21 protein-coding genes are annotated in these 25,845 nt (G+C 63.5%); 8 read left to right on the plus strand and 13 right to left on the minus strand.

Annotated features, from left to right (window positions below; translation table 11 throughout):
- Window positions 1-364: 364 nt before the first annotated feature.
- The 3 genes from DEIPE_RS14070 to DEIPE_RS14080 form a co-directional block, all read right to left on the minus strand.
- Window positions 365-877, minus strand: a complete 513-nt coding sequence (locus DEIPE_RS14070; RefSeq protein WP_015236643.1) for a hypothetical protein — start codon at window positions 875-877, stop codon at window positions 365-367.
- Window positions 878-905: 28 nt separating this feature from the next.
- Window positions 906-1,601: a uracil-DNA glycosylase gene (locus tag DEIPE_RS14075; RefSeq protein ID WP_015236644.1), complete on the minus strand. Its 696-nt coding sequence runs from the start codon at window positions 1,599-1,601 to the stop codon at window positions 906-908.
- 73 nt (window positions 1,602-1,674) lie between these two features.
- On the minus strand, window positions 1,675-2,424 hold the full coding sequence (locus tag DEIPE_RS14080; RefSeq protein WP_157448880.1) for a hypothetical protein: 750 nt from the start codon (window positions 2,422-2,424) through the stop codon (window positions 1,675-1,677).
- A 334-nt stretch (window positions 2,425-2,758) separates the two neighbouring features.
- Between DEIPE_RS14080 and DEIPE_RS22390 the strand changes: the two genes are divergently transcribed.
- Both DEIPE_RS22390 and DEIPE_RS14090 read left to right on the plus strand, forming a co-directional pair.
- Entirely contained in the window at window positions 2,759-3,553 is a 795-nt protein-coding gene (locus tag DEIPE_RS22390) for a hypothetical protein (protein ID WP_015236646.1), read from the plus strand.
- 176 nt (window positions 3,554-3,729) lie between these two features.
- Window positions 3,730-5,766, plus strand: coding sequence for an elongation factor G (locus DEIPE_RS14090; protein WP_015236647.1), 2,037 nt, complete (start codon window positions 3,730-3,732; stop codon window positions 5,764-5,766).
- A gap of 7 nt (window positions 5,767-5,773) precedes the next feature.
- Here DEIPE_RS14090 and DEIPE_RS14095 read toward each other — a convergent pair whose 3' ends face one another.
- A complete protein-coding gene (locus DEIPE_RS14095; RefSeq protein ID WP_015236648.1) occupies window positions 5,774-7,336 on the minus strand; it encodes an acyl-CoA carboxylase subunit beta in 1,563 nt (520 codons plus the stop codon).
- Window positions 7,337-7,558: 222 nt separating this feature from the next.
- On the opposite strand from DEIPE_RS14095, the gene DEIPE_RS14100 reads away from it, so the two are divergent.
- Entirely contained in the window at window positions 7,559-7,792 is a 234-nt protein-coding gene (locus DEIPE_RS14100) for a hypothetical protein (RefSeq protein WP_015236649.1), read from the plus strand.
- Window positions 7,793-7,810: 18 nt separating this feature from the next.
- On the opposite strand, the gene DEIPE_RS14105 is transcribed toward DEIPE_RS14100, so the two are convergent.
- Window positions 7,811-8,392 carry a rhomboid family intramembrane serine protease gene (locus DEIPE_RS14105; RefSeq protein WP_015236650.1) on the minus strand — a complete coding sequence of 194 codons (582 nt, stop codon included), beginning with the start codon at window positions 8,390-8,392 and terminating at the stop codon, window positions 7,811-7,813.
- 113 nt (window positions 8,393-8,505) lie between these two features.
- The gene (locus tag DEIPE_RS14110; protein WP_015236651.1) at window positions 8,506-11,229 is read right to left on the minus strand and encodes a M16 family metallopeptidase; all 2,724 of its coding nucleotides are present in this window, start codon (window positions 11,227-11,229) and stop codon (window positions 8,506-8,508) included.
- A gap of 183 nt (window positions 11,230-11,412) precedes the next feature.
- On the opposite strand from DEIPE_RS14110, the gene DEIPE_RS14115 reads away from it, so the two are divergent.
- Window positions 11,413-12,537: a DNA glycosylase AlkZ-like family protein gene (locus tag DEIPE_RS14115; RefSeq protein ID WP_015236652.1), complete on the plus strand. Its 1,125-nt coding sequence runs from the start codon at window positions 11,413-11,415 to the stop codon at window positions 12,535-12,537.
- A gap of 235 nt (window positions 12,538-12,772) precedes the next feature.
- On the opposite strand, the gene fni is transcribed toward DEIPE_RS14115, so the two are convergent.
- The 3 genes from fni to DEIPE_RS14130 all read right to left on the minus strand — a co-directional run bounded on the left by fni (window position 12,773) and on the right by DEIPE_RS14130 (window position 16,109).
- Window positions 12,773-13,828: a type 2 isopentenyl-diphosphate Delta-isomerase gene (fni, locus tag DEIPE_RS14120; protein ID WP_015236653.1), complete on the minus strand. Its 1,056-nt coding sequence runs from the start codon at window positions 13,826-13,828 to the stop codon at window positions 12,773-12,775.
- A 64-nt stretch (window positions 13,829-13,892) separates the two neighbouring features.
- The gene (locus DEIPE_RS14125; RefSeq protein ID WP_015236654.1) at window positions 13,893-14,087 is read right to left on the minus strand and encodes a hypothetical protein; all 195 of its coding nucleotides are present in this window, start codon (window positions 14,085-14,087) and stop codon (window positions 13,893-13,895) included.
- A gap of 84 nt (window positions 14,088-14,171) precedes the next feature.
- Entirely contained in the window at window positions 14,172-16,109 is a 1,938-nt protein-coding gene (locus tag DEIPE_RS14130; protein WP_015236655.1) for an amylosucrase, read from the minus strand.
- Window positions 16,110-16,451: 342 nt separating this feature from the next.
- Between DEIPE_RS14130 and ppdK the strand changes: the two genes are divergently transcribed.
- Window positions 16,452-19,088: a pyruvate, phosphate dikinase gene (ppdK, locus tag DEIPE_RS14135; RefSeq protein ID WP_015236656.1), complete on the plus strand. Its 2,637-nt coding sequence runs from the start codon at window positions 16,452-16,454 to the stop codon at window positions 19,086-19,088.
- Window positions 19,089-19,262: 174 nt separating this feature from the next.
- On the opposite strand, the gene DEIPE_RS14140 is transcribed toward ppdK, so the two are convergent.
- Window positions 19,263-20,090, minus strand: a complete 828-nt coding sequence (locus DEIPE_RS14140) for a pyruvate, water dikinase regulatory protein (protein WP_015236657.1) — start codon at window positions 20,088-20,090, stop codon at window positions 19,263-19,265.
- 169 nt (window positions 20,091-20,259) lie between these two features.
- Between DEIPE_RS14140 and DEIPE_RS14145 the strand changes: the two genes are divergently transcribed.
- Window positions 20,260-20,745 carry a RidA family protein gene (locus DEIPE_RS14145; RefSeq protein WP_015236658.1) on the plus strand — a complete coding sequence of 162 codons (486 nt, stop codon included), beginning with the start codon at window positions 20,260-20,262 and terminating at the stop codon, window positions 20,743-20,745.
- A 79-nt stretch (window positions 20,746-20,824) separates the two neighbouring features.
- On the plus strand, window positions 20,825-22,288 hold the full coding sequence (proS, locus tag DEIPE_RS14150) for a proline--tRNA ligase (RefSeq protein ID WP_015236659.1): 1,464 nt from the start codon (window positions 20,825-20,827) through the stop codon (window positions 22,286-22,288).
- 77 nt (window positions 22,289-22,365) lie between these two features.
- Here proS and DEIPE_RS14155 read toward each other — a convergent pair whose 3' ends face one another.
- Window positions 22,366-22,563, minus strand: coding sequence for a hypothetical protein (locus DEIPE_RS14155; RefSeq protein ID WP_015236660.1), 198 nt, complete (start codon window positions 22,561-22,563; stop codon window positions 22,366-22,368).
- Between the two features lie 348 nt (window positions 22,564-22,911).
- Between DEIPE_RS14155 and DEIPE_RS14160 the strand changes: the two genes are divergently transcribed.
- Window positions 22,912-24,027 carry a GGDEF domain-containing protein gene (locus DEIPE_RS14160; protein ID WP_157448882.1) on the plus strand — a complete coding sequence of 372 codons (1,116 nt, stop codon included), beginning with the start codon at window positions 22,912-22,914 and terminating at the stop codon, window positions 24,025-24,027.
- Window positions 24,028-24,098: 71 nt separating this feature from the next.
- On the opposite strand, the gene DEIPE_RS14165 is transcribed toward DEIPE_RS14160, so the two are convergent.
- Complete coding sequence (locus DEIPE_RS14165; RefSeq protein ID WP_015236662.1) at window positions 24,099-24,725, minus strand: 50S ribosomal protein L25; 627 nt, start codon at window positions 24,723-24,725, stop codon at window positions 24,099-24,101.
- A 174-nt stretch (window positions 24,726-24,899) separates the two neighbouring features.
- The gene (locus DEIPE_RS14170) at window positions 24,900-25,823 is read right to left on the minus strand and encodes a carbohydrate kinase family protein (protein WP_015236663.1); all 924 of its coding nucleotides are present in this window, start codon (window positions 25,821-25,823) and stop codon (window positions 24,900-24,902) included.
- Window positions 25,824-25,845 lie beyond the last annotated feature (22 nt).

Raw genomic sequence — 25,845 nt, forward strand, 5'->3', positions numbered from 1 at the left:
GTACTTGGTCACATGTTCCCCGACGTGCTTGCGCAATGTCAGCACATTGGGGAACCTGGCCAATTGCAAGTGCCCTGTATTTTTAACCAGCTGAATATTATGGGTAGAGGCGCCTGAGCTTGATGCGGGCGTGCTCAGTCCTGCACTGTCCCACTACCCACCCTCACCTTCCTCCGGTTGCGCGCACTCCCAGGCGGCCACCTGGCGTTCCAGGTCGTCCTCGCTGGCGATCGGCTGATCCAAACACTGCGTTGCAAGCGCAGCGAACTCGATTTCAGCGATGTTTAGTTGGCTGGCATGCTCTGGCGTGTAATGCGATGCTCAGGCACCTCGAATCCGCCCGTGAACAATCGTAGACACGCTCTTACAGCTTTTGCGTCTCGATCAGTTCGGGTGTCACTTCGCGCGGGTGCGGGGGAGTGCACGAACCCTGGGCATTCATCCAGCCGAGCGAGTCGAGGTCCAGGCCGCACCTGGCAATGTAGGCGCGGGCGTAGGCTTCCGCAAAACCTTCCGAGGGCGCGCGGTAATAGGCGCCCCAGCGCTTTCCCTGGTCGGTGAAGCCGCCGTGTGACAGGCCCAGTTTGCGCAAATCCAGGCAGTGCCCGAGCTCATGGGCGACCAGGTTCACGCGCTGCCAGCGTGTCGCCTTCTCGAAAAATTCCTGGTCGAGCTGCACCACGCAGATGCTGCCGAGGGGCACGGTGCAGCCCACCAGTTCGGCCGAGCAGAAGCCGAATTCACGCCGGTCTTTCAGGATGTACAGCACCCGGGTACCGAACATGAACGTGCCGTTCTCGCCGGGAGCGGGAGGCAGAAAGGCGCAGGACGACAGCAGCAGCGGCAAGGCCAGCATCCTGAGGGCAGGAACACGCATGTAGCCAGTGTAGCGGCGGGCGTAAGCGTCAAAGTCCTGCGAGTTCTTTGGCCTGTTCGATGACAGCGTCGAACATCAGTGGGGTCAGCCGGCCAGTCTGGGTGTTCTGCTGCGAGACGTGGTAGCTGCTGATCAGGGTCGTGCTGTCTGGCAGCGTGTGCACCGCGCCGTGCGCAAAGGGAAAATCCCGTGGCCGCAACCCCACGAAGCGCAGAAACGCCTCGTGCCCGATGCGCCCCAGCGCCAATGTAACCCGGCGCTCGGTGAGCAGGCGCAACTCTGCGGCGAACCAGGCCGAGCAGCGCGACAGCTCCTCTGGCAGGGGCTTGTTAGCAGGAGGTGCGCAGCGCACGGGCGCCGTGATGCGCACGCCGTGCAGCTGCAACCCGTCACCGCGCGCCTCGCTGTGCGGCTGGCTGGCGAGTCCGGCGCGGTGCAGCGCGGCGTACAGAAAGTCGCCGCTGCGGTCTCCGGTGAACATGCGGCCCGTTCGGTTGCCGCCGTGGGCACTGGGGGCGAGGCCCACGATCACGATGCGGGCCAGTTCGTCCCCAAAGCCGGGCAACGGGCGACCCCAGTAGTCTTGATGCCGAAAGGACGCGCGTTTTTCGAGGGCCACCTGTTCGCGCCACGCGACCAGCCGGGGACACGCCACGCATTCGGTCACCGCGTGGTCGAGGTCGTGCAAAGTGCGGCAGGTGCCGGTTTCGGGCGGCAAGGTCATGAGGCTTCAGGATAGCGGAGGGGGCCGAGGAAAAGGCGCTCACCTCGCGAGGTGAGCGCCTGAATCCCGTGAATCAGCGCAGCGCGACGTTGACGCTCTGGGTCTTGCCACCACAGGTTACGCTCACGGTGGTGCCTTGCGGCGCGGCCACCGTGCATCCGAGGTTGCGCAGCATGGTGACCGGCACGAAGAGCTGGCCGCCCGAGCTGTAGGGGGTGCTTTCCAATTGCAGCGAACCCGTTCCGAAGCGCGCGCTGCGGTTGTTGGCCGTCACCACCACGCTTTGCCCGAGGCGGGTGAAGGTGCCGACGGTGTCAGCGGCTTGTACGGACACCAGGGCGCTGAGGTCGCGGGCTGAGGCGAAGGCGACGCGTGGAGCGCCGGTCGTGGCGGGCGCGCTGGCCGCCGCTCCACCCTGGGCCTGCCCCTGGGCAGGTGCGGCGCCGGCAGGTGCGTCGACAATGGCGAGCACACTGTTGGCGTTGGCCTGGGCCAGCAGGATGTAGGTGATGTCGTTGCCACTGCGCACGAGCAGGCTGGCGTTGCGGCTGCCGGTGCGGGTTTTCCAGTCCTCGATGACCCGGTCGCCGAACTTGGCCTTGACGCGTGGCTTGAGCGCGTCCACGGTGCCATTGGCGAATAGGCACACTGCCTGGGCAGAGATGCGCAGACCTTCCGGGCAGTTGATGACGCGCCCGCTCAGGGTGGAGTTGACTTCAACGGCCGCACCGGCGGCGGCACTGGTCGGGACTTGCGCGAAAGCAGAAGAGCAAACTGCCGCAAGGGCGAGCCCGCAGGCGAGACGAACAGACTTTGCCAACATGACGCTCATATTACTCAGCTTGCATGAGGGTCGTCTCCGATTCCGCTGAGGTGTGGGTGGCCAGGCTTCAGAAGGGCGTCAGCTCCAGGGTAGGGGCGCCATACGCTCGAGGTAAGATAGGCCCGATCAGCGCGAGGCGAGACAAGGCGAGATGTCTACAGGAGAATATTGACAGCCCATTTTGCTGCATGGTGTCCGGAAGCATGGTGCCCGGAAGCGGGGCAGCCTGCCCATTGGCAGTGCGAATTCGGGAACACGTCCGTGCCCTGGAATTCGGAGCCGAACACCGTATCCACCCTATGCTGGTGTCGGGGTGGGCCAGCACGAGGTCAATATGCTTCAACATGTTCTGCTGCACGATTTTCGCGCGGCCATTCTTCGGGAAACCCGAATTTCGGCGGCCCTGACCTACGGTTCGTGGACGCAGGGAGAAGCCGACGAATTCAGTGACATCGAGTTCTACCTGTTCTGCGAGCGACCGCAGGATTTCGACCTCCCCGCGTTTCTTGGTACGGTTGCGCCGGTGAGCCTGCTGCTGCGCAACGAGTTCGGGACGGTCAACGTCCTGTTTGACAGGCTGGTGCGAGGTGAGTTCCACGTCGAGCCCACCAGCGCCATCGCTTTGGTCGCGTCCTGGCCCGAGCGCCGGATCGACCCCGACCGGATGCTGATCAAGGATGTGCAGGGCGAGCTGCACCGCGCCCTCACCGAGCTGCGGGCCCGCGGGGAGGCTGCCCCTCACCGGGGTTCGGAACTTCAGCAGCTCTGGGACCGCTTTCTGAACTGGATGGTGTTCGGGTCGGGCGTGCTGCTGCGCGGCGAACGGGCCCGCGCGCACGAGCTGCTGTGGTTCGTACAGGACATCCTGGTGCGCCTGGCGCGTCTTCATGAGCACGCACTGCAGCACTGGCTGAGCGGGAAGCGCCAGCTGGAACGGGAAATCAGCTCTCAGGCGCTTAACCGCTACGCCGCGTGTACGGGAGGCCTCGGCACCCTCGAACGGAGCTACGTTGAGGCATGGACGTGGGGACAGGAGCTGCTCAGCGTCCTGCAGCTCACCTATCCGGTGGAGCCCCACGAAAGCGTGCTGCGGGCACTCGACGACCGCCTGCGGGCCTGGCGGCATTGAATTCTGGGACAAACAGCTTCCCCGCTGCGCACAGATTCTGGAGCCTGAAGGGGAGATGAAGGTGATCGCCGTCTGCCGGGCGGTGTACACTCGAACCAACCACAATCCTCAGTTGGCGCAGCAACTCCAAACCCGATACAGCGAACGCATTGTTCTGGTGTAAAGCGAGGTGGCGTATGAGGGTGCGAAACGTTTCAGTCGTCGGTCATAGTGGCGTGGGGAAGACCAGCCTGACCGAGGCACTGCTTTTTCGGACGGGGGCCATCAAGCGCCTCGGTCACGTCGAGGACGGCACGACCGCCTCGGACCACACGGAAGCCGAGCGGCGGCGGGGGATCAGCATCAGCACCAGCGTGGAGCGAGTGGAGTTTGACCAGACCACCATCAACCTGCTCGACGCGCCCGGCTACGCCGACTTCGTGCGTGAAATCCGCGGCGCCATTCGCGCCGCGGATTCTTCTCTGGTGCTGCTCAGCGCGGTCAGTGGCGTCGAGGTCGGTACCGAGCGTGTGTGGGCGACTCTGGACAACTTCAACATGCCGCGCATCGTGGTGGTGAACAAGATGGACCGCGAGCGCGCCGATTTCTTCACGGCCCTGGCGGACGTGCGGAGCAGCCTCAAGGGCCCCAGCGCCGCCGCCTACCTTCCCATCGGACAAGAGCACGATTTCCGTGGAGTGGTGGATCTGCTGGGACGCCGGGCGTACGTCTTCACGGACGGGCAGAGCAGCGAGATGGACGTTCCTTCCGGGTTGACCGACGTGGTCGAGGAGTACCGCGCTCAGCTGGTCGAAGCCATCATCGAAACCGACGATGAACTGACCGAACGCTACCTTTCGGACGAAACCATCGACGACGAGACCCTTCATGACGTGTTTCTGCGCGCCGTGCACGGGGGGCTGCTCTATCCGGTGTTACCCCTGAGCGCCACGAAACTGATCGGCGTCGAGTGTCTGCTGAAGCTGATGGCGCGCGGTCTGCGCTCTCCCGAGGAGCGTGGAGCGCTGACAGGCATAAACGGCGAGAAACGCGAACCCAGGCGTGAGGCGCCCGCCAGCGCGCGGGTGTGGCGCACCAGTATCGATCCTTTCGTGGGAAAAATCGCCTTCGTGCGGGTCTGGAGCGGCGTGCTGCGTCCCGGCGAGACTCTGCGCAACACCACGCACGGCGTTGATGTGCGCCCGGCCCACCTGTACACTCTGAACGGCAAGGAACTCGTCGAAGTCAGCGAGCTGGAAGCCGGCACCATCGGCGCCATCACCAAAATGAGTGACCTGCACACCGGTGACAGCCTGGCTGACCCGGCCCAACCAATTGATTACGGTGCCTTGCAGCTGCCCGATCCGGTCGTGAGCGCCGCCATTCACGCCCTCACCCGCAGCGACGAGGACAAGCTGGGCAACGCCATCACCAAATTGCTGGAAGAAGACCCCACCTGGCGTTTCGAGCGCAGCGTGGAAACCGGTGAGACCCTGCTTTCGGGCATGGGCGACACCCACCTGGAAATCGCCGTCGAGAAACTCGCGCAGCTGGGCGTGAACGTGCGCGCGACGGTTCCCAAGATTCCTTACCGCGAAACGGTACGTGCCGTGGGCGAAGCGCAGGGCAAGCACAAAAAGCAGAGCGGTGGTCATGGCCAGTACGGCGACTGCTGGCTGCGTCTCTCGCCTACCGGTGAGGACTTCGAGTTCGCCTCCGAGGTGGTGGGCGGGGTGGTGCCCGGCAAGTACATTCCCAGCATCGAGAAAGGCGTGCTGGAAGCCCGCCAGAAAGGGGTGGTGGCCGGCTACCCGGTGCAGAACGTGCGGGTGGTGGTGTACGGCGGCAGCTACCACGAGGTGGACTCCAGCGACATCGCCTTCAAGACGGCGGCCGGAATCGCTTTTCGGGCGGCCATGGAAAAAGCCCGACCGTGTCTGCTTGAACCCGTGATGTTGCTGCGCGTGCGGGTGCCCAGCCAATACACCGGCGACGTGATCGGTGATTTACAGACACGCCGCGCCCGGGTGCAGGGCATGGACCCTGAAGGCACGGTCATCACCATCAGCGCCCTGGTGCCCCTGGCGGAGATTCAGCAGTACAGCGCCGCGCTGCGCTCCATGACGGGTGACCGGGGCGCTTACAGCCTCAAGCCCAGCGGGTATGCCGAAGTTCCCGCGCACCTCACCGAGGCCATCATTCAGGCCAGGAAAGCGGAGATGGCACACGGGTAAGGGAGGGCTACAGCGGAATGTTGCCGTGCTTCTTGTAGGGGCGCGCTTCCTCCTTATGTTCCAGCATCTCAAAGGTCTGAATCAGGATGCGTCGGGTGTCCTCCATGGGAATCACGTCGTCGATGTACCCTTTGGCCGCCGCGACATACGGATTGTCGAAGGTGTCCTTGTACTGCTTGATCTTCTCGGCGCGGGTGGCCTCGGGGTTGGCGCTGGCCTGAATTTCGCGGCGGTATACGATGTTGGCCGCGCCTTCCGCGCCCATCACGGCGACCGCCGCGGTGGGCCAGGCGTACACGGCGTCGGCGCCCATGTCACGTGAGTTCATGGCGAGGTACGCGCCCCCGTAACTCTTGCGGGTGATCAGGGTGATCTTGGGCACCGACGCCTCGGCGTAGGCGTACAGCATCTTGGCGCCGTGGCGGATGATTCCGGCGTGCTCCTGCGCTACGCCGGGCAAAAAGCCCGTCACGTCCACCAGCGTCAGGATGGGAATGTTGTAGCAGTCGCAGGTGCGGATAAAGCGCGCCGCCTTGTCGCTCGCGTCGATGTTGAGGGTGCCCGCCATGACCTTGGGGTTGTTGGCGACGATACCCACGACCTTGCCGTTCAGGCGCGCGAAGCCCACGATGATGTTTTTGGCCCACAGCGGCTGGATTTCGAAGAAGTGCGCGTCGTCCACGAGGGTGCTGATGACGTCATGCATGGCGTACGGCTTGCGCTGGTCGGTCGTGACGATCTCCAGCAGTTCGGGTGTGGTGCGCTCCCGGGGGTCGTTCGTGGGCACGACCGGTGGTTTCTCGCGGGCGTTCTGTGGCAGGTAGGACAAGAGCTCGCGCACCAGGCGCAGCACGTCCTCATCGCCTTCGCCTTCCAGGTGCGCAACGCCGCTTTTCTTGTTGTGTACATCCGCGCCGCCCAGCTCGTCGAAGCTGACTTCCTCGCGCGTGACGCTCTTGATGACTTCCGGGCCGGTGATGAACATGTAGCTGCTGCCACGGCTCATCACGATGAAGTCGGTCAGGGCCGGGCTGTACACCGCGCCACCCGCGCAGGGCCCGAGAATGGCGCTGATCTGCGGTACCGCGCCGCTGTAGATGGCGTTGCGGTAAAAGATCTCGCCGTATCCGCTCAAGCTGTCCACACCTTCCTGGATGCGGGCGCCCGCGCTGTCATTCAGGCCGATGATCGGGCAGCCGGTCTTGGCGGCCAGGTCCATTACCTTGCTGACCTTCTGGGCGTTCATCTTGCCGAGGCTGCCGCCCAGCACCGTGAAGTCCTGGCTGAATACGAACACCTGACGCCCGTTGACGGTGCCGCGCCCCGTCACGACCCCTTCGCCGGGCGCCTCGATGCCCTGCATCAGGCGGTTGTGACCGTGTTCGGTGAAGGTGCCGAACTCCAGAAAGCTGCCAGGATCGAGCAGGGCGTCAATGCGCTCACGCGCGGTCAGTTTGCCGCCTTCTTTTTGTTTCTTCTGGCGCTCCGTTCCTCCGCCCGCGAGAATCTTGGCGCGGCGGCTTTCCATTTCAGCGACCAGTTCCTGCAGTTGTACGTTCGTGTCGGCCATGATGGCGGTAGTGTACCGCGCGAGCGCAAACGGGCGTTTGGCATTCCGCGTTATGCATTTGGGTTGTGCATTTGGGGCCGCTTACCTCCAGATTCCTTCATATGCCAGGCGCCTCAGCTCAACCTCAGCTTTCGGACAACTTCACCTCAGCTGTGCTGCCTATGCTCGGTCAGACAGACGACGCCGCTGAATTGACTTCTGATCTGGCTTAGTGACAAAACAATGACCCAACGACTCCATGACCTGAACGTGTTTCTCGAAGCCATCCGTTACGAAACGCAGGCGCTCGAAGCGTTGAGTGTTCAGATGGAAGGCTCGGCAATTTTCGACGACTCGTACCTGGCGGTGATGGACGCCTACACGCAACTGCGCAATCTGCGCACCGGAATACTCAGCACGCTCGATGTCGTTCGCCAGGATCCGCCACAGTTGGAGATCGGGCCGCTGCCCGAGTGATTCCGGGAAGCCCGGTGGTCAGCGGCGCGCGCCGCGGCGGGCAAGCGAACGGGCGGCAAGCACACCCGCCAGGAAACCGAACAGGTGCGACTGCCACGATACTCCGGGCGTGAGCGGCAGCACGCCCCACAGTGCGCTTCCATAGAGCACCAGCACCAGCAGCGCGACCAGCACGTTGCGGAAATGGCGTTCGTACACGCCGTTGCCCAGCAGGTAGCCCAGATAACCGAAGACCAGCAGGCTGGCGCCCAGGTGGACGGTGTAGGCAGGTGCGGTCAGCCAGACGCCCAGGCCTCCCAGCAGGGACACGGCGAGCGTTACCAGCACCAGACGGGCCACCGAACGCAGCGCGATCAAAAAGCCCATCACCGCGCACGGCAGCGAATTGGCCATCAGGTGAGCAAAACCCACGTGCAGGAAGGGCGCGAAGATCAGGCCTCTCAGTCCTTCGGTCGTGCGGGGTACGATGCCCAGGTTGTCGAGGCGCTCACCGAACAAAAGCTGGTCTGCGATTTCCTGCCCCCACAGGACCGCCATCAGCAGCAATGCTGCCTGCATGGCAGGCAGGAACGTGGAGGGCCGACGAGCGGAGCGGAGCATGCTCTACGGTACGACTTCGCCCGGACGATCGTTGCGAGAACACACAAGATGATGGAAGAACACAGAAGAGGTGGGTTGGACCCCGGTCCAACCCACCTCGCCAGCCGTGAAACTCAACGGTTCTGCGGAGGTCCAGCGGTCACGATCAGGATGTTTTGCGGATCGAGCAATACGCGAGCGGCGGCGTTGACGTTCTGGGGCGTGATGGCGCTGATCTTCGCCTGGAAATCACGCAACTCGCGTTGAGGCAGGCCCAGAATGGCGTTTCCCGTGAACGTACCGGCCAGATTTCCCGGATCGGCCAGGGCGATGGCGTAACTGCTCAAAATGGACTTTTTGGCGGTTTCGACCTCGCTGACGCTGAGTCCCCGTTCGCGCACATCACGAATCAAGGCGAGCGTGGCGTCCACGGCGCGGTTCGCGTCAGCCGGGTTGGTCTGCAGCACCACCGTGAAGGGACCGGGCTGCACGCTGGCCTGGAAAGCGCTCTGCACTCCGTACGTCAGCCCCAGCCGGTCGCGGATTTCGCTGCCCAGACGGCTGGAAAGCGTGTCGCCGCCCAGCACCTGATTGAGAATCAATGATGAGTAGTAGTTCGGGTCTTTGCGGTCGATCGAAGGATACCCGAGAAAGGTGACTGCCTGCGTCTTGCCCGGCAGCGCCGGATTTTGGCGGACGACGCCCTGCGGTTTGCGGGCAGCAGGATACGTCACGCTGGGAACGGGACCGCTGGCCTGCCAGTTTCCGAGTTTCTCGGTGAGCAGCGCGCGCACCCGCGCCGGATCGAAGTCACCCACAATCGAAATGATGGTGTTGTCCGGACGGTAGTGCGTTTTGTAGAACGCTTCGAGGTCGGTGCGCGTCAGCTGACCAACGCTTTCGGTGCTGCTGAACGGGTGAAAGGGATTGCCTTCCGGGTACAGCGTCTGCTGAAACACCCGCTGCGCGACGCTGCTGGGGTTGTCCTCGCGGACACGAATACCCTGCAGTGTCCGTTCACGGCTGAGCTGAAATTCATCGGCGGGAAAGATGGCGTTCTGCAGCACGTCGGTCAGGGCGTCGATCAGCACCGGCAAGGTCGTGCTGGTGCTGGCCCCGTTCAGGCTGACCTGATAGCGGCTGGCGCTGGCGCCGAGACTTACGCCGTTGTCGTCGAGCAGGTTGCCAAGCTGGTCCGCGCTGCGTGACCGGGTGCCCGAAAGCAGGTTTGCGGCGACCAGGTCGGCCAGGCCCGCCTTGGCGCTCGTGTCGAACTCACGTCCGGCGCGCACCGCGCCGCTGAGGGTCACGGTCGGGGTACTGGTATCCCGCAGCAAAAAGAGCTGCACGCCGTTTGGCAGCTTGATTTCCTGGGGCAAATTCACCTGCGGGCTGGTGGGGGCCTCGAACTTCGGCAGATAGCGCGCGAGTTCGGCGGGGTCGACTGCCGGTCCGGCGCTGTAACTTTCGTTCGTCTGCGTGGTGGTGGTGCTGCCCGCTCCCTGCTCCGGCTGTCCGGTCACCTGACTCGGTTCGAAAAATCCCACGGTCCGCGCGTTGTCCTGCAGGTAACGCTGCGCGACCCGCTGCACGTCGGCGGCGGTGACTTTGGTGATGGCCTCCAGAAATTTATCGGTGTACTGGTAGTCGTTGGCGGTCGTGGCGTCGTAACCGAGCTGCTGCGCCTGTGCGGTGATCGAGCGGTTGCCCAGCACCTCGTAGGCCCGAATGAGGGTTTTGGCGCGTGTCAGTTCCTCGGCGCTGACGCCCCGGTCTCGCAACTCCCTGATGGTCGAGAGGTACGCCGCGTCGAGCTGCTGGGTGGTCTTGCCGGGCGTGGGCGTGAAGCTGACCGAAAACCAGCCACCCCGCAGAAAATGGTTCGGCGACGTGCCACCGCCTGCCGCGAGACCTGACTGGAACATCGAACGATACAGGCGTGAGGTACGGCCTGACAGCAGCACGAAGTCCATCACCTTCAGGGCGGGAACGTCCGGGTGATTGATGTCCGGCAACGGATACACCGCGTTCATGATGGGTGTGGCGCCCGGTTCGCGCAGTACGATCGGGGCGCGGGCAGGCGCGTTGCCCAGCGTTGCTTCGCTGCTGCCCGGGACCAGAGGCTCCGAAATGTTCACGGGTGCGGTGCCGGCTTTGCCCAGCGGTCCGAACTTCGCGCGGACCTGCTGCAGCATCTCGGCCGTCTTGAAGTCGCCGACGATCACCAGGGTGGCGTACTCGGGTGAGTAGTACTTCTGGTAGTAAGCGCTGACTTTTTCGGCGTCGAAGCTTTCGATATCCCGTCTGGTGCCCCCCACCGTCAGGCCGTAAGGCGACTTTGGAAAGGCCGCGGACTGTACGGCGCGGCTCAGGCGGTAAGCGGCACTGTTCTCGTTGCCCTCGATTTCAGAGAGGACCACGCGTTTTTCGCTGTCGAGCTGCCCGGCGTTGATGACCGCGTTTTTCATGCGGTCGGCTTCCAATTCGAGCAGGGCGAAGGCTTTTTCCCGCTCGACCGTGTTGTAGTACCCGGTCTGGTCGTAGCTGGTAAAGGCGTTGGACTGCGCGCCCAGAGCGTTGAACAGCCGTCCGAACTGTACCGGGCGCGTCTGGGTGCCTTTGAAGAGCATGTGTTCCAGCTGGTGCGCAATTCCGTTGACTCCGGGCGCTTCGTTGCGTGAACCGATCTTGTAGTAGATCTGCACGGTGACCACCGGTGCACTGGTGACCTCTTTGGTGAGTACGGTCAGGCCGTTTTCCAGCACGGTGCGCGTGACGCCCTGAGTGCTGTTCAGGCTCTGGGCTCCGGCTTCGCAGAGCAGGCATGTCAGGAGTGTGACCATCAGGGACCGTTTCATTCGATATGCCTCCTTGGAACATTGTCACGACCGCTTCCGCGAGCAACCGGACGCATACTGACGTTGTATACCTTCGGCGGATGTCTGCCCAGGGGATTTTCGTGAGGTTTTGCTCCTGACAGCAGGTGGTCTTTTGGTTACGTCCATTGACGAACGAAGGGCAGACAACGTACAACAGGTCTGATGTCGGTTACCGTACAGCAGCTTCGTGCGTTCGCGTTGTCGCGTTCGCTCGACTGCGGAAGTGATCTGGCCAGCGTGATCAGGTCACTCGGCTTTGTGCAGGCTGATCCCATTCGCGCCCCGGCGCGTGCCCAGGACCTGATCCTGATGCAGCGCCTGCCCGGTTACCGCGCGGGCGACCTGGAGCGGCACTACCCGAGCCTGGATATCGAAGAGGACATGCTGCAGAACTACGGATTCGTGCCCCGTGACGTGCAGGTCCTCGTTCATCCGCGTGAGATCGGAACCCTCAAGATCGAGAGCGCCGCGCCGGGCCTCAGCGCGCGGGTGCTCGATTTCGTGCGTGAACGGGGTGCAGTGCATCCACGCGACCTCGATGAGCACTTCGGACGCGTACAGGTCGGAAATTACTGGGGCGGGACCAGCAACGCTGCCACCCGGGTGCTCGACGGGTTGCACTACCGTGGTGAATTGCGGGTGGTGCGGCGCGACAAGGGCGTGCGGGTGTACGAGGCCGCGCATCACCTGCACGCCTTGCGCGAGCGCCCGCTGCCGCGCGAGGAGCAGGCGCGCGGTCTGCTCGGCTTGCTGCTGCGGCAACTCGCGCCCGTCTCGACGACCAGCCTGGGGTACGTGGTGAGCCTGCTGGGGTACGGCGCCCCGCACCTGAAAACAGAGCTGCGCGCGGCCCTGAAAGGCCTGGAGGCGAGCCGCGCCACCGTTGACGGAGTGACTTACCTGTGGCCCGTGGGGGAACTTCCGGACGGCGCCTCATCTCGGCGGGTACGGTTGCTGGCCCCCTTCGACCCCCTCGTGTGGGACCGGCGCCGTTTCGCCCACCTGCACGGCTGGAGCTACAAATTCGAGGCGTACGTTCCCGCGCCCAAGCGGGTGCTGGGTTACTACGCGCTGCCACTGCTGTGGGAAGACCAGGCCATCGGCTGGGCCAACCTGCGGGTAGTGAAACCCGGGAAAGGCCCCGCAGAGCTGCGCCATGACGTCGGCTTCGTGGCAGGCCAGCCGAAATCAAAAGCCTTTCAGCGGGCGCTGAATTCCGAACTGGACCGCTACCGTGCTTTTCTGGGCCTGGATGACGAAGGAAGCCTGTCGGCCGCTCCGGCCTAAGGGGCGAACGAGCGTCACAACGTTGTACGCCAGCCGAAAACCGGCCCGCTTGGCATTGTGTGCACTCGTGTTCCCGCCTGTGGTTCGAGCTTCACGAAGGCGCTCACCTGCCGCTCCACAGGCGACGCCTGGGCCACTTCGAGCCGCCTGGGGTCTGGGGTTTCCGGAGTGGTCAGCAGCCCGCCTGATGGTGCACGGCAGGCCAACCAGAAGGAACCAGAAGGTGCCCGGCTGTCTATGCCCCTGGGCTGGCGCCTTTGACGCCCGGATGGTCGGGAGAAGACGCTGACAACCCCCGCACGCTGTCCAGACCCGCCACGAACAGCGCCACGCGCAGTTCCTCGATGACGCCGCGCAGGTGGGCCACCACGGCTTCGGGTCCTTCCAGAGCGGGCGCGAGCAGCGGCCGGGCAAGTGCGGCCACGCTCGCGCCGAGAGCCAGCGATTTGGCCACATCGAGTCCGCTGCGCACCCCACCCGAGGCGACGAGCGGCATTTCCGGCAGCGCCCGGCGCACTTCACGCAGGGACTGTACAGTCGGAATTCCGACTTCGGCCAACTCCGGGCGGGTGACGCGGCCATGCCGCACCAGATCCTCGACTTTGGCCCAGTTCGTGCCGCCCGCACCGGCAACGTCGAGCGCCGCGAACGGAATGCCCGTGAGTTGCCGCGCCGTCCCGGCTCCCAGCCCGTGTCCTACTTCCTTGAGCAGCAGTGGATACCCCACGCGCGGCACCACCTCGCCCAGGCGCTTGCGAATCCCGCGCCAGTTCGTGTCCCCGCCTGCCTGAAAGGCTTCCTGCAGCGGATTGACGTGCAGCGCCAGCGCGTCGGCGTTCACGGTGTCGATGGCGCGCGTGATTTCACGTTCGCCGTACCCCAAAAGCAGCTGCACGGCGCCCAGATTGCCAATCAAGAGGATGTCCGGAGCGTGGGTGCGGACCTGAAAGCTGGGTTGCACCTCGGGCTGTTCGAGCATGACGCGCTGCGAGCCGAGCATCATGCCGATGCCCAGTTCCTGCGCAGCAAGGGCAAGGTTGCGGTTGATCAGACCGGAGCGCGCTGCGCCCCCGGTCATGGCACCGATCAACAGCGGCGCCCGCAGGCGCTTGCCGAGAAAGGTCACCGACAAGTCGATCTCGTCCAGATTGACTTCGGGCAGCGCGTGGTAAGGCCAGCCGACACCTTCAAACCCGGCGGTCTTGGTGTGGTAGAGCACTTCGTCTGACAGACAGGCGTCGATGTGGCGCAGTTTGCGCTGGGACAGCTCAGCGGGACGGTCGGTGCTCAAGGATCATAGCGTACTGCAAGATCCCGACCCGGCAGGGTGTCAAAGCCCACCAGCCTCCGGGCGATCAGTTGGGCGCGCGAATTCCGCACGGCGCAGCCGTCTCGTTCAAATGCAGCAGCGGAAGACAGTACGCCGCGATGCCTGTCGGAACCGTCAGCGCAGCAGTCCGGTGCTGAGTGGTTTTCACGCCTGCCAGCAGCGCCAGGAGGGCTACGGCCGCCCAAAGGAGCGGGGTGATTCGTTCGGTGACCTTTTGCATTTCTTCACGGTACTGGAGTGCTGTCGTTTGCTGATGAGCCCGCAGCCTCAACCGGGTGGCCCGAGCGCCAGGCGGAAATCGAAATTACCAGCGTGTCTGCGCGTCCTCGCTTGGCGTCAGCCAGAAACGCGCGTAAGGAGGTAAGGCCAGCATTTCGCCAGGAGCGACGTGCGCCCCACTGATGCGGTCTCGCGCGCGCGTCAGGCCACGTTCGTGCAGGGGTGCGGCGTAGAGGTGTTGCTCGGCTTCGCTGAAGTTGTACACCGCGAGCAGCGTGCCCAGCGGATGCGGCCGTTCGAGCAGCAGGACGTGGGGATTGGGCGAAGGCACCACCCGGCTCTCGACGGCCGCGTGAAAGTGCGCTGTGGCCTTGCGGGCCGCAATCAGCTGCTGCAGTCCCAGGTACATGCGGCCCTCGGTGCTGCTTGCATCGAAGCGCCGGGCGGCTTTGTCCCAATTCATGCGCGGTCGGTGAACCCAGCGGTTGTCGCCCGCGTGCTCGGGATGCTCGGCAAAGTGGTTATGGTTGAGCAGGGCCAGTTCGTCGCCCATGTACAGCAGCGGAATGCCCCCGAAGCCCAGCACGACCGCGTGCCCGAGCAGCAGCCGCTCCAGGCTGAGGTGAAGTTCGCGGGCGTCGCGCTGCTCCAATGCCCGCTCCAGTCCGGCGAGGCTGGCCCCCGAACCACTGATGCGGCGGTCGCCCGTGCGCGGATTGTGCTGAAAGACCAGCCCGCGCGCGAAGCTGCCCGGAAACACGCCCGAATAGAAGTCGCTCAGGAAACGCCGGTGTCCTTCGCCGCTCAGGCCCACCGCGTCCGCGTCGGCGTCGCTGATGGCCCAGCCGATGTCGTCGTGGCAGCGCACGTACATGCCCCACGCCGTGCTGGTGGGTTTGGGCGGAAAGACGCTGAGCGCGCGCTCCATCAGACGAATATCGCGCGAAGCGAGACTCGACCAGATCTGCACCATCAGGCTGTTGTGGTAGGCAAGGTCGGAGACCTTGCCGTGGTGGGCGCCACGCCCCAGGTAAAACAGCAGTTCTTCGGGCGCCACGATGGCTTCGGCCTTAAAGACCACGGCGGGCGCGACAATACGCGCGACTGCCCGCAGGGCCTGGGTGATGGCGTGCACTTCGCTTTGATTCTGGCAATTCGTTCCGAGCCGTTTCCACATGAAGGCAATCGCGTCAAGGCGGAAGATTTCCACACCCCGGTTGGCGAGGTACAAAATCAGCTCGGCAAACTCCAGGAACACGTCGGGGTTGGCCCAGTTCAGGTCCCACTGGTAATGGTTGAAGGTGGTCCAGACCCACGACTGCGCCTGCTCGTCCCAGCTGAAGTTTCCGGGCGCGAAGTCTGGAAAGACTTCCGGCAGGGTCTGCTCGTACGAGTCGGGCAGGGTACGGTCGGGAAAGAGATGGAAGTAATCGCGGTATTTCGCGTTTCCCGCACGGGCTTTTTCGGCCCACTCGTGCTCGCGCGCCACGTGGTTGAGCACCAGGTCCAGGCATAAGCTGACGCCGCTGGCACGCAGACGTTTCGCCAGGCGTGCGAGATCACGCATGTCGCCGAGGTCGGGCCTCACTTCGCGGTAATCGGCCACTGCGTACCCGCCGTCGTTCTCGCCTTCGCGAGGTTTCAGGAGCGGCATCAGGTGCAGGTACTTCACACCCAGTTCCTCCAGGTACGGAACGTGTTCCTGCACGCCTGTGAGGGTTCCGGCGAACCGGTCGGCGTAACAGACGTACCCGATCATGTCCTCTTTTTGAAACCAGTCGGGTGACAAGAGGCGCTGCGCATCGAGCCGTTTGAGGTCACCGCTGCGTTCGTGGTCAGCGTGAATCATCACCTCAAGCAGCCGTTGCATCAGGTCGGGCGCGTCAGGGTAGACCGCCGAGAGGCCGTCGCGCAACTCGGACCCGTAGCGTTCGAAACGAAGCTGAAACGTTTCCAGGTCGCGGTCGTCATCGTACGCCGCGTGAATCAGCGACAGGAGGTCAGGGGTCGGCACGTGCTCCATGATACGGAGCGCCTGTTCCCCAAGCGATGAGGAACCCTGCGGCTCGGCCTGGGCAGGGTGTCAGGGGTTCCGCGGGCTTTGATCGCCGCGTGTCCTGAGCGGGCACACTCCGGGATTGACCACGAACGCCGTGCGCGCTGCTTCGGCAATCCTGCTCATTTGTGTATTCAGTACACCCCGTTCGTGTATTCAGTACACCTCATTTTTTGCGCTTGGGGGCTCGGAAGCTCAACATTTAAGGGCTGATAATTGCCAGAATGGGTCTGGGTCAAAGTAGACTGGCAAGGCTCGACCACATTCGCACCACCCGGCCAACCAAGGCCAGAACCAGGACGGTGTTCATTGAAATACGTATATTTTTTCGACGAAGGCAAAGCCGAATGGAAAGACCTGCTCGGCGGTAAGGGCGCCAACCTCTGCGAAATGACCCGCCTCGGCCTGCCAGTTCCCCCCGGCTTCACCATCACCACCGACGGCTGCCGCGCTTACAGCGCTTTCGGAGAAGTCCCGGCCACATTGTGGGACGAGGTCAAAGACCAACTCGCCCGGCTGGAGCGCGAAAGCGGCAAGCGACTGGGAGACAGCCACGATCCCCTTCTTGTCAGCGTCCGCTCCGGGGCCAAATTCAGCATGCCCGGGATGATGGACACCATCCTCAACCTCGGTCTCAACGATCAGGCCGTGCAAGGGCTCGCGCAGCAGAGCGGCAATGCCCGCTTCGCCTGGGACGCCTACCGTCGCCTGATCCAGATGTACGGTGACGTCGTCATGAACGTCCCCAAGCACGACTTCGAAGAAGCCCTGGAGGACCTCAAGGACGAACGCGGCGCCCAGAGCGACGTGGACCTCGGCGAGCACGACCTGCAGGAACTCGTCACGACCTACAAAAGCCTGTACCGCGACAGCACCGGCGAAGACTTTCCGCAAGACCCCTGGGTGCAGTTGCAGGGCGCCGTCGTCGCGGTCTTCAAATCCTGGGGCAACCGCCGCGCCGTCACCTACCGCCGCCTCAACAACATCCCCGACGACCTCGGTACCGCCGTGAACGTGCAAGCCATGGTTTTCGGCAACCTCGGCAGCGACAGCGGCACCGGCGTGGGATTCACCCGAAACCCCTCCACCGGCGAACGTGAACCCTTCGGAGAATTTCTGCTCAACGCGCAAGGTGAAGACGTCGTCGCGGGCATCCGCACCCCGCAGCCCCTCGCGGCGCTGGCCGAGCAGCTTCCCGACGTGCACCGCCAGCTGATTGACACCGCACAAGGCCTGGAAACCCACCTGCGTGACATGCAGGACTTCGAATTCACCGTCGAGCGCGGCAAGCTCTTCATGCTGCAGACCCGCAACGGCAAACGCACTGCCCCTGCCGCCGTACGTATTGCCGTGGAGTTCGCGCGCGAAGGTCTGATCACCCCGCAGGAAGCCGTGGGACGCGTGGAGCCCGCTGCGCTCGACCAGCTGCTGCACCCGCGCCTCAGCACCGGGCACGGCATCACGGCCCTCACCAAAGGCCTGCCGGCAAGCCCCGGAGCGGCCACCGGCGAGGTTGTCTTCACCGCCGACGAAGCTGCCGAGCTGGGCGCTTCCCGCGACGTGATTCTGGTCACCACCGAAACGAGTCCCGAGGACATCCACGGCCTCGCCGCCGCGAGGGGCATTCTCACCGCACGCGGCGGGATGACCAGCCACGCCGCCGTCGTCGCGCGCGGCATGGGCAAACCCGCCGTGGTGGGCGCCGAAAGCATACGCATCGATCGCCGCGAAGGTTCCATGACGATTGGCGACCGGACCGTGCAGCGCGGCGACATCATCACCCTCGACGGCGCGAGCGGTGAGGTGTTCCCCGGCGCCGTGCCCACCGAAGCGCCCGACGTCAGCGGTGGCCTGATGGAACTGCTCGTCTGGGCTGCTGACATGGCCAAGCTCGGCGTGCGTGCCAACGCCGATACCCCCGAAGACGCCCGGCGCGCCCGCGAATTCGGCGCGGTCGGCATTGGCCTGTGCCGCACCGAACACATGTTCTTCGGAGAAGACCGCCTCAAGTGGGTCCGCCAGATGATCCTCGCGAAAAACGAAGACGAGGAAAGCGAAGCCCTCACCCACCTGCGCGCCGCCCAACGCGAAGACTTCAAAGGAATCTTCGAGGCGATGGACGGTCTGCCCGTCACCGTGCGCCTGCTTGACCCACCCCTCCACGAGTTTTTACCCTCCCTCGAAGAGCTCGCCGTGAAAGTTGCGGTGAGCGAAGCGCGCAGCGAGACCGACGACGAAAGCCGCGCCCTGCTCTCCCGCGTGCGCGCCATGCACGAATCCAACCCCATGATGGGCCTGCGTGGCATCCGTTTGGGCCTTACCCGTCCCAATATCACCCGCATGCAGGCGCGCGCCATTGCCGAGGCCGCCGCCGAACTCGAACGTGAAGGCAAGTCGCCCAGACCCGAGATCATGATCCCGCTCGTCGGTACCCCCGAGGAGCTCGCGCAGGCCCGCGCGCAAGTCGAGGTCGTGCTGGAAGAGGTGCGCGGTGAAACTGGGGCCAGGCTCGACATCCTGATCGGCACCATGATCGAGATTCCGCGCGCCTGCGTGGTCGCCGGAGACATCGCCCGGCACGCCGACTTCTTCTCCTTTGGCACCAACGACCTCACCCAGATGACCTTCGGCTACTCGCGCGACGACGCGCAAGGTAAATTCATTCCTCACTACCTCGAGCACGGCATCCTCAAGGCCGACCCGTTTGCCACGCTCGATCAGGAAGGCGTCGGCGCCCTGGTCCGCATGGCCGTCCAGGCAGGACGCGCCGCCAACCCGAATCTCAAACTCGGCATCTGTGGGGAGCACGGGGGTGACCCGGCTTCGGTGACGTTCTTCCATGAGGTGGGGCTTGATTACGTGTCGTGCAGTCCGTTCCGGGTGCCAATAGCGAGGCTGGCGGCCGCGCAGGCCAATGCGGGAGAGTTGCAGCACACAACACGCTGAGGAGAAGAAATGGGGGAGGGGCCATGGAAATGCCGTGGTCCCTCTTTTGTTTTGGTGAGAGAGCCTGGAGATTGGTGAATGTGAGGTTGTTGCTGGGCGACTGGTATTTATTTCGTTTTCCTGCCTTGCTCCCACCCCAAAGGGGCAAGGCAGGAAAACGAAATAAACCATCCCTCACCTTCTTGCCCGCCCCGCCCTTCTCTCCAGAACCCTCTCGATCTCCGCCGCCGTTTCCTCCACCGCCCTGCCGGTGACGTCGATGACCGGAAACCGCCCCCGCCTGAATATGTCTTCAGCATAGGCCAGCTCAGCCTGCACGGCCGCCGGACTGGCGTACTCACCACCCGATCCGCCAAGCTGCTTGACGCGGTTGCGCCGGATTTCCAGCAGTACCTGCGCGTCGATGGTCAGGCCAAACACCCGGCCGCGCGGCAAGGTGAAGATCTGCTCACCGACGGGTACGCCGGGCACCAGGGGGACGTTGGCGGCTTTGCAGCCCCGGTTGGCGAGGTAAATGCACAGGGGCGTCTTGCTGACTCGGGAGACGCCGATCAGGACGATGTCGGCTTCAATCAGGTGGTCCTGGGCGCGTCCGTCGTCGTGCCGGACGGTCCATTCCATCGCTTCGATGCGCTGGAAGTACGCGGCGTCGAGTCGGTGGTGTGGGCTGGGTGTTTCGCGTGGGGTCACGCCGAAAGCCTCGGAAAACACCTGGACGGTGAGGCCGAGCAGGTCGAGGGTCCGGACATGGTGTTCTTGTGCCAGTGTGCTGAGGCGTTTGCTCCAGTCGGCGGTGGCGAGAGTATGCAGGATGACGCCGCCTTTCGCTTTGGCTTCGCGGACGATGCCGGGCAGGTCGGCAGTGCTGGTCAAGCCGACGTGACGGTGCAGCTGCGTGTCACGCCGGTCGAGGTCGAACTGGGCGAGTGCGGCGCGCGCGGCGGTTTCGGCGCTGAGGCCGGTGGCGTCGGAGACAATGAAGACGTGATAGCGGGCACTCACGGGCAACTCCCGTGGCGTGGGGAAGGGGGCGTCATGCCTGATGCTACACACCCTCCTGGCCGGGCAGCAGGGCGCGTGTCTGAAGGGCCGTTCGGAGTTGCCGATGACGGGTGGTGGTCATGGTCAAATGAAGGACGCTGACGCCAGTGGGCGTCCGGGGAGGTCGGGAATGAACGGGAAACAGAACGCAGAACAGCGCTTGCACCTGCTGGGCATTACGCTGCCCACGCCCCTTGCGCCGTCGGGGAACTTCGTGGGCAGCGTGCAGACAGGACACCTGCTGTTTTTGTCGGGCAAGGGCTGGCCGGTCAGTGCGGAAGCCGTATCGCACCGCAAGGTGGGACGCGAGATCGGCGTGGAGGAGGCTTACGGATTCGCACGTGAAGTGGGGTTGCAGCTGCTCGCCGAGATGCGTGTGGCCCTGGGGAGCCTGAACCGGGTGCGGCGGGTGGTGAAGGTGCTGGGCATGGTGAACGCCACGCCGGAGTTCACGCAGCATCCTCTGGTGATCAATGGATGTTCGGACGTGTTCGTGGAGGTGTTCGGTGAAGCCGGAAAGCACGCGCGCTCTGCCGTGGGAATGGGGTCGTTGCCACGTGGATTCGCCGTCGAGATCGAGGCGATCGTCGAGGTGAAAGCAGAGGAAGAAGAATAGCCGGCACGCACGAAGTTCACTTGAAGCGCGGCGGCGAACGGGCCTCCAGGCCTGGAGGCTCCTTGCTATCCTGGCCCGTATGACCGATGCAAAAGCCTCCCAGTTCGGCGTGACGCCGCAGAGTGTGGATTTCAACGAGTGGTACAACGAAGTGGTCGTCAAGGCCGACCTGGCCGACTACAGCCCGGTGCGCGGCAGCATGGTGGTCAAGCCTTATGGCAGCGCCATCTGGGAGCGCATCCAGCGCTGGCTGGACGACCGCTTCAAGGAGACCGGTCATGAAAGTCTGCTGTTCCCGACGCTGATTCCCATGAATTTCCTGCAAAAGGAAGCGCAGCATGTCGAGGGTTTTGCGCCGGAACTCTTCACGGTCACCAAGATCGGCACGGAAGCCCTCGAGGAGCCTTACGTTTTGCGCCCGACCTCGGAGACGATCATCGGGCACATGTGGTCGCAGTGGCTGAATTCCTACCGGGATCTGCCTTTTTTGCACTACCAGTGGGGCGCGGTGTTTCGCGCCGAGTTGCGCACCAAGCTCTTCTTGCGCACCGCCGAGTTCTACTGGCACGAGGGCCACACCGCGCACGCCACGCAGGAAGAAGCGATGGCGGAAACCATGCAGCAGCTCGACCTTTACCACGAGTTCTGCCGTGACGTGCTGGCCCTGCCAGTCATTCGTGGGCCGAAGTCGGCCTCAGAGCGCTTTGCGGGCGCGGTGGAGACTTTCAGCATCGAGGGCATGATGCGCGACGGCAAGGCGTTGCAGAGCGGCACCAGCCATTATCTCGGGCAGAACTTCGCCAAAGCCTTCGACGTGAAGTTTCAGGGCAGTGACCAGAAGGAGCACTTCGTTCACACGACCAGCTGGGCGATCTCGAGCCGCATCATCGGCGCGCTGATCATGACCCACGGGGATGACAAGGGCCTGCAGCTTCCGCCGAACATCGCGCCCATCCAGGTGGTGGTCGTGCCGGTGGTCCGCAAGGACAATGCCGAAACCATGTACCAGGAAGCCGACAAGCTGGCAGCGGAATTGCGCACCAACGGCTTTCGCGTGAAGGTGGACAAGCGTGAGGGCGTCTCGAACGGCTTCAAGTACAACGACTGGGAACTCAAGGGTGTGCCGGTGCGCATCGAACTCGGGCCGCGAGACCTGGAAGCGGGCGTGGTGGTCGTCAAGAACCGCAATGCCGACGCCAAGGAGACGGTGGCCCGCATGGATGTCGTGGCGTACATGGGCCTGCGGCTCGACGAGATTCAGCAGGCGCTCTACGACCGGGCGCTGTCCTTTCTGCAGGAAAATACCGTCACGGTCGATTCCTACGAGGAGTTCAAGACGGCCATCGAGGCGGGCAAGTGGGTGCGGGCCTTTCACTGCGGTGACGCCGAGAGCGAAGCGCAGATCAAAGAGGACACCAAGGCGACGGTACGCAACATTCCCCTGGATGGGGAACTCTTCGGTGAGCGCGAGGAGGGTGTGTGCGTCCACACCGGCAAACCGAGTGCGTATGGCAAGCGCGCTATTTTTGGCCGTCAGTACTGATCGAGCGCCGCACCAGATTCGGTATCGGAGAAAAAAGAAGGCGCTTTCGGCGCCTTCTTTTTTGATAAACGCTCGTTTCAGCGTGTCGCCGGGCGTCCTTCGAAGGCATTCAGAATCGAGCGCGCGAGGTCGAGCGCGTCCTGCCGGTCGAGGTAGACCGTGGTGCGCTCCCCTTTGCACATGATGGCGAGGCTGGTGAGTTCGTTGTCGCGTTTTCCGATGCCGACGTCCAATGATTCGTGATTGAGCGAGCTGTGATAACGAAGTGTGGTCATGAATATTCCTCATTTACAGGGTAGCGGGTGTCGGCCAGGCCCCGCACTGAGGACTCTTTTACATGTTCTTTCGTCTTTCTGAGGCTTGCTGCTCTCAGTGGCCGGGTTTTGAAAGGAGACTGTCATAAACCAGTTGCTACTTTGTGGGGTAGGTTTCCAGCATTTTTTCTCTGGCGGGTGAAACCAAGTGGCGCCCACGACTGAGCGAAGGGGAGAAGTGGGCGCCGAATGGAGCGGGCAGGCGTCCTCATGTGCGTACGTTCTGCCCAAGACCGTGAGTGCTCCGAAATGAAAGCGACGTGGTTTCAGGGCACGATCTGCTTGATTCGCACCGAGGTAAGAAACGACATGTCGAGCTCGTTGATCAGCCCACCTATCAGGACGTCGTCCTCACAAAGCGTGCGCCTGCGACGAACGCTGTATGGAAGTGTCACGCATCTGTGTACGGCGACCATCGTTCTGGGCTGCTATCTGATGGGAATGCTGGAAGGCTCCCGCGCTGTGCATTACGGCGTGCTGATCGTGCTGATCAACCTGATTTTCGTAGCCCTGATCGCGTCCGGGTTGAACCTTCGTTTTCGGGATCCCAGCATGACCGCCGCGCAGGTCTTTATTTCCCTGTGGCCGTCGATTTACGTCATGTATTACCTGGGTGAACCTCAGGCCCGCATGGCGTTTTTGTTGATGGGAACGGTTGGCATGCTTTTTGGGGTCTTTGCCCTCAATTTCCGGGGCTTGTTTTTGTTGGGGGTTTCGCTGCTTCTGGCGTATCTGGCGCTGCTCGCCGTCTTCGTTGCGCGTGAGCCGGCGCGCATCGACCTGCGGGTGGAGGTGGTCATCGTCTTCGCTTATGCAGTCGTGCTGATTCTGGTTGCTTCGCTGGGCAACCAGATGACGGCGTTACGCCGGACACTCAAGGAGCGCAACCGGAAACTCGAGACAGCCCTCAGTGAGCTTGAGGAGTTGGCCACGCGGGATTCGCTGACCCGGCTGCCCAACCGGCGCGCTCTGCTGGAACGCCTGTTGCAAGAGATCGCGCGCATGGAGCGTCAAAAGAGCAGCGCGGGCGTGTTTTGTGTCTGCCTGCTCGACATTGACTTTTTCAAGCGCGTGAATGACACCTTCGGGCATCAGACGGGGGACGAGACCTTGTGTCTTGTGGCCGGGGCGTTGCAGCATGCGGTGCGCCGATCAGATTTCGTGGGTCGTTTTGGTGGAGAGGAATTTCTGCTGGTGCTGACAGAGGGCACACCGGAAGCCGCTCTGCTGGTGGCCGAGCGGGTGCGCGTGACCGTTGCGGCGTTGCAAATTCCTGGTCAGGCCACGCACGAACGCATTTCGGCATCACTCGGCGTAACCGCGTACCGGCCTGGTGAGTCGATTGAAACGACCATTGCGCGCGCAGACCGCGCACTGTACTGTGCCAAACATCAGGGACGAAACCGCGTGGTGTACGACGGCTGAACAATCAGCCTGAAGTGGGGTTGGTTGCAACAACAAGGCGCCGCATGTGCGGCGCCTTGTTGTTGCGGGAATTACCGGTCGTTGTCGTCGGCTTCCTGGTTGATGGCCGGGACATGGTCCTGAGCTTCGATCTCGGCTTCGGTGGGCTCGGCTTCCACGATCTTCTGGGGAGGCAGCACGGCGATCACCGGCAGGTCGGCGTCGACCGCGAGCCTGCAGCCTTCGGGCAGCGAGATTTCGCCCGCCTTGACCGAATCGCCGACGGCAAGGTGCGAAACGTCCACCACGACTTCGCTGGGAATGCGGCGCGGTCCGGGAGCGATCACCTGCAGGTTGTGCATCACCACGTCGAGAATGCCACCTTCGATGACACCACGGGCTCTGCCGGTGGTGTGCACCGGCACCGGCACCTCGATCTCCTGACCGTAGGTGACGAGGTAGAAGTCGGCGTGCACGATGGTGCGTTTGCGGGGATCCATCTGCACGCTGCGGACGAGCGCGGGCAAGGTCTCGCCGCCCTCCAGCGCGATCTCGATCAGGCCGTGGGTGCTCTGCTCGCGAAAGACACGATCGAAGCTGCGCTCTTCGACGGAAAAGGAAACGTTCCTGTCTTTGTTGTAGGCAACGGCGGGAATGTAGCCGTCACGGATTTTGGATTTTCCTGCACGCGGAACAGCTTTCAATTCAACTACGGACACAATGACCTCCATGGCGCTTCAGCGCTTCAGCGCGTCAGCGGTGAATGCGTCAATTTAACGTCTTTGCCTCCGAAACGCGCATGAGCGTTTCCACATGCTCTCTTCAGCCAAATCATGCCACCGGACCCGACAAAGCCAAAGCCGCCCGTAGGACGCCTGTCAGGCGCCTGAGGGTTACTTGGCGAGGACGGTGCTGAGGTCGGCTTCAGTGATGGACCGGCTCTGCGCGCCGACCTTGGTGGCTGCAAGGGCGCCAGCCGCGTTGGCAGAGCGGGCAGCCTCCGCGAGGCTCTTGCCGCTCAGCACCGCGTGCGCGAACACCGCGACAAAAGTATCACCGGCGCCGGTGGTGTCCACCACGTCCTCGACCGGAATCGATTCCACCAGCTCGGTCTCTTCGGGTGTCCACACGATCGAACCCATCGCGCCGACCTTCACGATGACCTTGCCCGCGCCGCGCTGCGCCAGGGTTGCCAGGGCCGCGCTGATCGACTGCGTGCCCGTGAGGGACAGCAGCTCGTGCTGATTGAGCAGGATGTAATCGGCCCCCATGACGCTGTCCATCAGGCGTTGTCCTGCTGCATTGACGGCGCCCGTACCGAGGTCGATCAGCACTGGCACCTGTGCCTTTTGTGCGTATCCCATCGCCTTGACGGCGTATTCACGCTGTGGCCCACCGATCAGGCTGTAGGCACTGATGATCAGGGCGTCGCAGGACTCGATGTCCTTTTTCTTGAGCCGCGCCGCGTCAAGCTGCCGGTTGGCCGCGCCCGAGGAAATCATGGCGCGCCGGCCGTCCAGCGTCTGCATCACCGTGATGGTCGAGGTCAGGTGGTCAGGGTCGGTCTGCACTGCGCTTTCGGAGACACCACTCTCGCGCACCAGCCGGAGCGCGTAAGCCGCAAACGGATCGTCGCCGACGCGGGCACCCAGCGTCACGCTGTGGCCGAGCCGCGCGAGCGTCACGCTGATGGTGCCGCCCGCCCCGCCCGGCTGCATGGACGCGCGCAGCGGCGAAACCTCCTCACCGGGCGCGGGAATGCGCTCGAGGTGGTAGAGGTGGTCGACGGTCACATCACCGATGACGAAGAATTTCACTGCAACCTCCCGGCCTCTGCGT

It is taken from the genome of Deinococcus peraridilitoris DSM 19664, assembly GCF_000317835.1.
GTDB lineage: Bacteria > Deinococcota > Deinococci > Deinococcales > Deinococcaceae > Deinococcus_A > Deinococcus_A peraridilitoris.

What these genes read in the sequence shown, in the direction of transcription:
- DEIPE_RS14070 (WP_015236643.1), bottom strand. Translation starts at nt 877, where the DNA reads ATGCGTGTTCCTGCCCTCAGGATGCTGGCCTTGCCGCTGCTGCTGTCG.
- DEIPE_RS14115 (WP_015236652.1), top strand. Translation starts at nt 11,413, where the DNA reads ATGTCGGTTACCGTACAGCAGCTTCGTGCGTTCGCGTTGTCGCGTTCG.
- DEIPE_RS14155 (WP_015236660.1), bottom strand. Translation starts at nt 22,563, where the DNA reads ATGACCACACTTCGTTATCACAGCTCGCTCAATCACGAATCATTGGAC.
- DEIPE_RS14145 (WP_015236658.1), top strand. Translation starts at nt 20,260, where the DNA reads ATGAACGGGAAACAGAACGCAGAACAGCGCTTGCACCTGCTGGGCATT.
- DEIPE_RS14075 (WP_015236644.1), bottom strand. Translation starts at nt 1,601, where the DNA reads ATGACCTTGCCGCCCGAAACCGGCACCTGCCGCACTTTGCACGACCTC.
- DEIPE_RS14090 (WP_015236647.1), top strand. Translation starts at nt 3,730, where the DNA reads ATGAGGGTGCGAAACGTTTCAGTCGTCGGTCATAGTGGCGTGGGGAAG.
- DEIPE_RS14105 (WP_015236650.1), bottom strand. Translation starts at nt 8,392, where the DNA reads ATGCTCCGCTCCGCTCGTCGGCCCTCCACGTTCCTGCCTGCCATGCAG.
- DEIPE_RS14095 (WP_015236648.1), bottom strand. Translation starts at nt 7,336, where the DNA reads ATGGCCGACACGAACGTACAACTGCAGGAACTGGTCGCTGAAATGGAA.
- DEIPE_RS14125 (WP_015236654.1), bottom strand. Translation starts at nt 14,087, where the DNA reads ATGCAAAAGGTCACCGAACGAATCACCCCGCTCCTTTGGGCGGCCGTA.
- DEIPE_RS14160 (WP_157448882.1), top strand. Translation starts at nt 22,912, where the DNA reads ATGTCGAGCTCGTTGATCAGCCCACCTATCAGGACGTCGTCCTCACAA.
- DEIPE_RS14130 (WP_015236655.1), bottom strand. Translation starts at nt 16,109, where the DNA reads ATGGAGCACGTGCCGACCCCTGACCTCCTGTCGCTGATTCACGCGGCG.
- DEIPE_RS14100 (WP_015236649.1), top strand. Translation starts at nt 7,559, where the DNA reads ATGACCCAACGACTCCATGACCTGAACGTGTTTCTCGAAGCCATCCGT.
- DEIPE_RS14080 (WP_157448880.1), bottom strand. Translation starts at nt 2,424, where the DNA reads ATGTTGGCAAAGTCTGTTCGTCTCGCCTGCGGGCTCGCCCTTGCGGCA.
- DEIPE_RS22390 (WP_015236646.1), top strand. Translation starts at nt 2,759, where the DNA reads ATGCTTCAACATGTTCTGCTGCACGATTTTCGCGCGGCCATTCTTCGG.
- DEIPE_RS14110 (WP_015236651.1), bottom strand. Translation starts at nt 11,229, where the DNA reads ATGAAACGGTCCCTGATGGTCACACTCCTGACATGCCTGCTCTGCGAA.
- proS (WP_015236659.1), top strand. Translation starts at nt 20,825, where the DNA reads ATGACCGATGCAAAAGCCTCCCAGTTCGGCGTGACGCCGCAGAGTGTG.